Annotated in this window: 8 protein-coding genes; 4 read left to right on the top strand and 4 right to left on the bottom strand. The window is 47.4% G+C overall.

Going from position 1 to position 6,872, the window contains the following annotated elements; translation table 11 throughout:
- Nucleotides 1-152 precede the first annotated feature (152 nt).
- The 4 genes from tnpA to AC6CIF_RS29325 all read left to right on the top strand — a co-directional run bounded on the left by tnpA (nucleotide 153) and on the right by AC6CIF_RS29325 (nucleotide 2,997).
- Nucleotides 153-623, top strand: a complete 471-nt coding sequence (gene tnpA / locus AC6CIF_RS29340) for an IS200/IS605 family transposase (RefSeq protein WP_498202518.1) — start codon at nucleotides 153-155, stop codon at nucleotides 621-623.
- Nucleotides 624-910: 287 nt separating this feature from the next.
- Nucleotides 911-1,534, top strand: a complete 624-nt coding sequence (locus tag AC6CIF_RS29335; RefSeq protein ID WP_017690540.1) for a deoxynucleoside kinase — start codon at nucleotides 911-913, stop codon at nucleotides 1,532-1,534.
- Complete coding sequence (locus AC6CIF_RS29330; RefSeq protein ID WP_036672670.1) at nucleotides 1,531-2,187, top strand: deoxynucleoside kinase; 657 nt, start codon at nucleotides 1,531-1,533, stop codon at nucleotides 2,185-2,187. The genes AC6CIF_RS29335 and AC6CIF_RS29330 overlap by 4 nt, the downstream gene beginning before the upstream one ends.
- A 327-nt stretch (nucleotides 2,188-2,514) precedes the next feature.
- Nucleotides 2,515-2,997, top strand: a complete 483-nt coding sequence (locus AC6CIF_RS29325) for a hypothetical protein (RefSeq protein ID WP_240768242.1) — start codon at nucleotides 2,515-2,517, stop codon at nucleotides 2,995-2,997.
- A 555-nt stretch (nucleotides 2,998-3,552) separates the two neighbouring features.
- On the opposite strand, the gene AC6CIF_RS29320 is transcribed toward AC6CIF_RS29325, so the two are convergent.
- The 4 genes from AC6CIF_RS29320 to thiM all read right to left on the bottom strand — a co-directional run bounded on the left by AC6CIF_RS29320 (nucleotide 3,553) and on the right by thiM (nucleotide 6,741).
- Nucleotides 3,553-4,296, bottom strand: a complete 744-nt coding sequence (locus AC6CIF_RS29320) for a MerR family transcriptional regulator (protein ID WP_498202517.1) — start codon at nucleotides 4,294-4,296, stop codon at nucleotides 3,553-3,555.
- Nucleotides 4,297-4,454: 158 nt separating this feature from the next.
- Nucleotides 4,455-5,120, bottom strand: a complete 666-nt coding sequence (thiE, locus tag AC6CIF_RS29315) for a thiamine phosphate synthase (protein WP_498202516.1) — start codon at nucleotides 5,118-5,120, stop codon at nucleotides 4,455-4,457.
- Nucleotides 5,120-5,932 (bottom strand): bifunctional hydroxymethylpyrimidine kinase/phosphomethylpyrimidine kinase, encoded by an 813-nt coding sequence (gene thiD / locus AC6CIF_RS29310; protein ID WP_498202515.1) that lies wholly within the window; start codon nucleotides 5,930-5,932, stop codon nucleotides 5,120-5,122. Before thiD ends, thiE begins: the two co-directional genes overlap by 1 nt.
- A complete protein-coding gene (thiM, locus tag AC6CIF_RS29305; RefSeq protein WP_498202514.1) occupies nucleotides 5,929-6,741 on the bottom strand; it encodes a hydroxyethylthiazole kinase in 813 nt (270 codons plus the stop codon). Before thiM ends, thiD begins: the two co-directional genes overlap by 4 nt.
- Between the last annotated feature and the right edge of the window lie 131 nt (nucleotides 6,742-6,872).

Below are 6,872 nucleotides of genomic sequence, written 5' to 3'. Positions count from 1 at the left end.
TTCGAGTGTGTCTTTTTTATTGTATAAGAAAACCCCCAGTTCGACTGGGGGTTCCAGAAAGCTTATAGCTATAAGTAGTCCATCTTTTGACCTTCATGATAAAATGAGTGCCGGTCTGCCAACCGCACGGATGAAATCAAGGAGGGAGAAAGATGGACAAAAGCAGTCTAGCACATACGAAATGGAACTGCAAATATCATATTGTATTTGCGCCTAAATATCGAAGACAAGTGATTTATGTGAAACTGAAAAGGGAAATTGGGAAGATCATTCGAGAGTTATGTGAGAGAAAAGGTGTACAAATATTGGAAGCGGAAGCTTGTGTCGATCACATCCACATGCTAGTGAGTATTCCGCCAAAAATGAGTGTGTCGGAATTTATGGGTTATCTAAAGGGGAAAAGCTCGCTGATGATTTTCGATAGGTTTGCCAATCTGAAATATCGATATGGCAATCGACAGTTTTGGTGCAGAGGATATTACGTGGACACGGTAGGAAGAAACAAGAAAGTGATCGCCGAATACATTCGGAATCAGCTAGTGGAGGATAAGAACTACGAACAGCTGACCATGAAAGAACTATTGGACCCGTTTACGGGTGAGTCTGTGAAAAAAGGCAAGTAAAAAGCCCCTTTTAGGGGCAAGCCCGGAACCGCTCGCGGTTGGCAGACTCTCAATGCGCCTTCTTAGGCGCAAGCTAGTACCATGCCCTTATAGGGCTGATGGAAGCCACCGGCTAAGCCGGTGGTTATGACTTTAATGTAATTCATTTTATGTAATTCATTAGTTCTGATTTGACTTGTTATATACATAAAATACTGGCGTTCCAATCCTTAAAGCTGTGATACAATAGGTGAGGTCTATATAGAAAACGGAAACACGCATAAGTACGAGGAGGAACAGTGAACACGATGAAATCAGCCCCGTTTATTGCCGTGGAAGGTCCGATCGGAGCGGGGAAAACAACGCTGGCAACGATGCTTTCCCATGAATTGAATCTTCCGTTAGTTAAAGAAATCGTAGAAGAGAATCCATTTCTGGCTTCCTTTTATCAGGATATCGACGAGTGGAGTTTCCAATTGGAAATGTTTTTTCTGTGTAATCGGTTTAAACAGCTGGAAGACACGGGCGCTCATTATGTAGAGCAGAATACCCCAGTTATTTCAGACTATCATATCTATAAAAACATGATTTTTGCCGATCGTACCTTAAAGGGAACGAAACGGGATAAATATCGTCAAATCTATCATCTGTTAACAGATGATCTGCCAAAGCCCAATCTGGTGCTTTATATTGAAGCTGAACTTGATACGTTGATGTACCGCATTAATAAGCGTGGACGCTCATTTGAGCAGGACATGGACCCGGCATATATGGAACAACTGATCGCCGATTACAAAACAGGAATGGATTATCTGGCGAATAGCTCAAATCCACCAGTAATCATTAAGGTCAATGCAGAGCAACTCGACTTTGTGGAACATCCTGAACACTTCAGGCAAATTGTTAATCAGGTAAAGGAGTATATCATATGAATAACTATGGCATTCCAACGAATGCATTAATTACGGTAGCAGGTACGGTTGGAGTGGGCAAATCCACGTTAACGGCTGCGCTTGCACAGCGTTTGAATTTCAAGACTTCTCTGGAACAAGTTGATCATAATCCATATTTGGAGAAGTTCTATCATGACTTTGAGCGTTGGAGCTTCCATCTGCAGATTTATTTCCTGGCAGAACGCTTCAAGGAACAGAAAAAGATTTTTGAACTCGGTGGGGGATTCGTACAGGATCGTTCCATCTATGAAGATACGGGCATTTTTGCACAAATGCATGCAGATCAAGGAACCATGTCTGCTACAGATTTTGAGACATACAGCAGTTTGTTTGAAGCGATGGTGATGACACCGTATTTCCCACATCCAGATGTGCTGATCTATCTGGAAGGCAGTCTGCCTTCGATTTTAAACCGTATTACGGAACGTGGACGTGAGATGGAGATTCAGACGGATCGTTCGTACTGGGAGCATATGCACGAGCGCTATTCCGTGTGGATTGATCAGTTTACGGCTTGCCCTGTGCTGCGTCTGAACATTGATGAGTATGATGTGCATGATCCGGCATCGGTGGATGCCATTTTGGCACAGATTGCAGCTGTTATTCAGCCTTCCAAGGAAGTGCAAAGGTAAGATAGAGAGAGCTTTTCAATGTAGTTTTCTCGGTTACATTGGTTATATCTATGATACAGATATGGACAACATCCCTTCTACGGCTATTATGCTGTTGGAAGGGATATTTTTTTATGTACCAAGGGAATGATTATGAGATATTGGAGGATAAAAATACAATGATTTATTTGAGCGAATTAGGAAATGGATACTTACTATATCTTTTCTGTTATATAAATATATTTTCTCATAGTAGAAAAATGTTGAATAATAGGTCTTTTTGTGTTTTCATAGGAAAGGTGAATTCTGGAAAAGAAGCATATGCATGACTCAGGAGGGAAAGACATCGTGGAAGAGAAACAAGGAGTTAAAATCGGTATGCCGATCATTGGTGGCTTAATTGCAGCCATTCTGGGAGGCATCGTATGGGCAGCTATTGCTGCAATGACCGAGTATGAGGTGGGATTAATTGCGATTTTGATTGGAGCGCTCACGGGTTACGCAGTTGTGTTGTTCTCCAATAAACGAATTGCGACAGTACATAAGATTATTGCCGTACTGTTTGCGCTCGTCGGCATTTTGCTGGGGAAATATCTGACGGTGGTTTATTTTACTTCCGAACTGTTTGGTGATGTAAGCGTGATGGAACTCGTGTTTGATAGCGAGATGATCAGTGCGTTTGCAGAAACCTTCCAGGATTACTTCAGTCAACCGATTGATTTGTTATTCATTGTGCTGGCAATTGTGTCTGCATGGCAGATTCCTGGCCGGATGGCGAGAACCAGTCTAGCCACGGATGCATCTTCATCGGATCACGCGCCAAGAGCTTAATCGGATAGACGGTGGACACGGGCAGCAAAATGAAGAATGTTTGACAGAAGAAACTTAATGCTCATCATCCTAATCATCTGGTGAAAAGGTTATATCGAAGGACTGGGAGCAGAAGAAAACGTAGTAAAGAACATCTACACTAAAAGATATTTATAAAGTACTCAGAGTGAGCAGCAGTTAGGCTTGTTCACATTGCGGCTGAGTTACTTGCATACATAAAAGGGACGATACGCCTGAGGGTGTACGTCCCTTTTATGTATCCACCAGGTAGGGGGGATATTGCTCATAACTTTTGCAACAATTCGGATCGATTCAATTTATTTACAACGTAACCCTAGTATATATCCAACATGTTCATAAGGTTAATTACAAGAACGATATGGTCACCCCAGGAGGTAGGTTCAAATATCCGAATGGTCATTTACAGCGAATAATGCTGATGACGATAATATTTTTTTATAGGACAGGGGGGAACTTCCAGACTATCGTTTACAGCCCACATCTGACGGCAATGAGAGTTGAATAATACTATATGTTGTTGAAGACAGGGCTATATTATTTGTTTTGGTCAGCAAATACAGCCATGGCATCTCTCATAAATACTGCCAAACCATCGCCAAACTGATCAATATTATGCGTGAAGCGTTTATCGTCCACGTACATCTGACCAAGTCCTCTAAAGGCTTCAGGTGAGTAGCTTCCCATTTGGTTTAGCCAAGTGTACCACTCTTTGATGCCTGCCTGTGCCTCCCCAGATGCTGGTTCTGTGTGACGAAGTGAAGCCAGATGTTTGTAGATTTTGTTCATTTGATCGGATAGAGCTTTCTGATCCGTGGTTGATTTACTGTGCAGCTTTTGGTTTGCCTGATCAACGGTATGGTCTCCCCAACGTTCCCGTGCTTCTTGTTCATACGGATTCTTGCTAAAATCAAATCCTTCGAATTGTTCTTTGGCTGTCATTTTAATTTCTCCTCTCACGTGTAAAACCGTTCTATCAATGGTAGCAATCATCTGATCCAAGCGTTGGCGTTTCTCCAGCAGTATAAGTCGATGCATATTAAGTGCTTCTTCCGGATCGAAGGAGGGGTTGGTGATAATGTTTTTGATCTCCTTCAGAGAGAAGTCGAGTTCCTTGAAAAATAATATCTGCTGTAATCGTTCCAGGTTGGCATCTGAATATAATCGATACCCGGCAGAAGTCACTTCGTCCGGTGTTAACAGTCCGATCTCATCATAGTGATGCAGTGTGCGCACACTGATCGAGGCAAGTTCGGCAACTTCTTTTACCTTCATGGCCATGTGTGAAACCTCCTTACAACACCGATTGTACAGTGTGACGTTACGTGAGAGTCAACCGTTGAAAATGAAAAACAAGATGCAAGCATGGAAGCTGCATCTTGATTATGGTCTGGTGGCTAAGTATGACTATCGGGGCTGGCAGTGCAGGGAGAGCAGGGCTACGCCTGCATCCCGCGCACTGCCGCAGCGAACTGCGCAGCCGCTGCGCGCACATCGGCCGCGCCCGCGATGGCGGAGATGACGGCTACGCCGTCGGCTCCAGCCGCCATCACGGCGGCCGTGGTATCGGGCGTAATGCCGCCGATACCCACAATCGGAACTGCGATGCCTACGGCACGCAGTTCCGCTACCCCTGCGGGGCCCAGCACAGCGTGGGCATCCGCTTTGGAGCGCGTCGGGTACATGGGCCCGACGCCAAGGTAGTCGGCGCCCGCCTGCACGGCACGGCGCGCCTCATCCACAGAGTGGGCGGATACGCCAAACATCCGCCCATCTCCAATGCGGGCGCGTACCAGCGCCGCGTCCGCATCTTCCTGGCCGACATGCACGCCGTCGGCCTCCACCGCTACAGCCAGCTCCACATCATCGTTCACGATGAACGGGACCCCGTGCTGGCTGCACACCTCGCGAAGCCGCATCGCAAGCGTGATGCGAGCGTCGCCAACCAGGGCGCCAGTTCCCTTTTCACGGAACTGGAACAGCGTAATGCCGCCAGCAATGGCCTGGCGCAGAACTTCCACAGGGTCCTGCGTTGTATTGACGCTGCCCATCACCAAATATACCTGCATCGCGCGTTGTACCGCTTCTGCATCCCACGGGCGCATCACTGCTCACCCCGCTGTCTGCGCTGATACGCAAAATGATTTGTCGGCCCATGTCCGGCCCCAATCCCCAGCTCATCTTCGATGGCCGCCTGAATGAATGCTCGCGCAGTCGTAACGGCAGCCAGAACAGGTGAACCCTTGGCTAACTCTGCGGTGATCGCAGCAGAGTATGTACAACCTGTTCCGTGCGTATGACGTGTTACCACACGAACATTCTCCAGATAATGAAAAGACTGCCCATCATAGAGCACATCCACGATCATGCCACTTCCTTCATCATGACCCCCTTTGACCAAAGCATACGTTGAGCCCATCTGTACAATCCGTCTTGCGGCTTCTTCCCGCTGACTCAGATTGGTGATAGACATCCCGGTAAGCAGTTCCGCTTCCGGTATATTAGGTGTTGTGATCAGGGCATGTGGCAACAGCTCCGTAACCAACGCCTGTACAGCTTCTTGTTGGAGAAGGGGGGCACCGCCTTTGGCGACCATCACAGGGTCGATGACCAGATTAGCCCAACGATATTGCTGCCATTTCTCAGCCACTAGACGAATAATCTCGGCACTATATAACATGCCGGTCTTCGTTGCGGTTGGTTGAAAGTCTTCGCCGGTCGAGTCCAATTGCTGGGCAATGCCATCGTAAGGGATGGGAAAAACGCCCTGCACACCTGTTGTATTTTGGGCAGCAATAGCGGTGATAACGGTCATGCCGTATACACCAAGTTCTTGGAATGTTTTCAGATCAGCCTGAATGCCTGCGCCGCCCCCGTTATCGGAGCCTGCAATGGTTAGCGCTTGAGCAATACTCATACTGCACCTCCACGGATCTGACGGATCTGTGCGCATCCTGCCAAGAGGTCTGGTGTTACTTGTGCCAGTTGATTCAACAATTCAATCTGGAAGCTGCCCGGCCCCTGATGAGCTGTCCGCTCTGCCGCCAGTTCAGCTGCTACACCATAAAACGCGAGCGCTTCAACAACACTGCCTAGAAGATCGGCTCCTGATTCCGCTATGGCTGTAAAAGCACCAATCACCGAACTGAGCAGACAGCCAGCACCTGTGACCTGAGTGAGCAGGGCATGACCATTACTCGTGAGGAATGTGGATTGTCCATCAGTAATGATATCTTCTTTTCCGGTAATGACCACGACACAGCCAAGTTTATGCGCTGCCCGCTCCGCAATGCCGATTCGGTCGCCCTCACCTGATCCTGCGTCCACACCTTTAATACTCCAACTCTCACCGATGACATTGGCGACCTCCGCCACATTGCCGCGCAGTACTGTGAGACGAAGTTCACGAACGAGCATCTGCACGGTTTCCGTGCGATATGTGGTTGCGCCAGCTCCAACCGGATCAAGCACCACAGGCACGTGATGCGCATTAGCCGATTGGCCTGCCAGACGGATCGCCTGAACGACTTTGTCATCGAGAGTACCAATGTTGAGTACTACAGCTCCTGACATCTTGGCGACATCAGCGACCTCTTCATGAGCATAGGCCATAAAAGGGGACGCACCTAGTGCAAGCAGACCATTGGCTGTGAAGGGAGCCACGACAAGGTTAGTGATATTGTGTACCAGCGGATTTTGTGCACGAACACGTTCCAAATAAGACATATAATCTCCTCCTTGTTTTGAAGTAACCCCATCGGCGGAAGTCCGATATCTGGAGTCACTCAGCAGAATAATAGGATATGAGTCTCCTTGTTGAGTTGGGGCGCAGAGTGTAATGACAACGAGAGGCATTA

The sequence above is a fragment of the Paenibacillus sp. GQ49 genome (genome assembly GCF_059759055.1).
The sequence above is the reverse complement of the archived record's forward strand: the minus strand, read 5'-3'. Positions and strand labels throughout refer to the sequence as shown.

Bases quoted from the DNA above. Each gene is read 5' to 3' on its own strand.
- AC6CIF_RS29330 (WP_036672670.1), top strand. From the start codon at position 1,531: ATGAATAACTATGGCATTCCAACGAATGCATTAATTACGGTAGCAGGT.
- AC6CIF_RS29320 (WP_498202517.1), bottom strand. From the start codon at position 4,296: ATGGCCATGAAGGTAAAAGAAGTTGCCGAACTTGCCTCGATCAGTGTG.
- thiD (WP_498202515.1), bottom strand. From the start codon at position 5,932: ATGAGTATTGCTCAAGCGCTAACCATTGCAGGCTCCGATAACGGGGGC.
- tnpA (WP_498202518.1), top strand. From the start codon at position 153: ATGGACAAAAGCAGTCTAGCACATACGAAATGGAACTGCAAATATCAT.
- AC6CIF_RS29335 (WP_017690540.1), top strand. From the start codon at position 911: ATGAAATCAGCCCCGTTTATTGCCGTGGAAGGTCCGATCGGAGCGGGG.
- thiM (WP_498202514.1), bottom strand. From the start codon at position 6,741: ATGTCTTATTTGGAACGTGTTCGTGCACAAAATCCGCTGGTACACAAT.
- thiE (WP_498202516.1), bottom strand. From the start codon at position 5,120: ATGCGCCCGTGGGATGCAGAAGCGGTACAACGCGCGATGCAGGTATAT.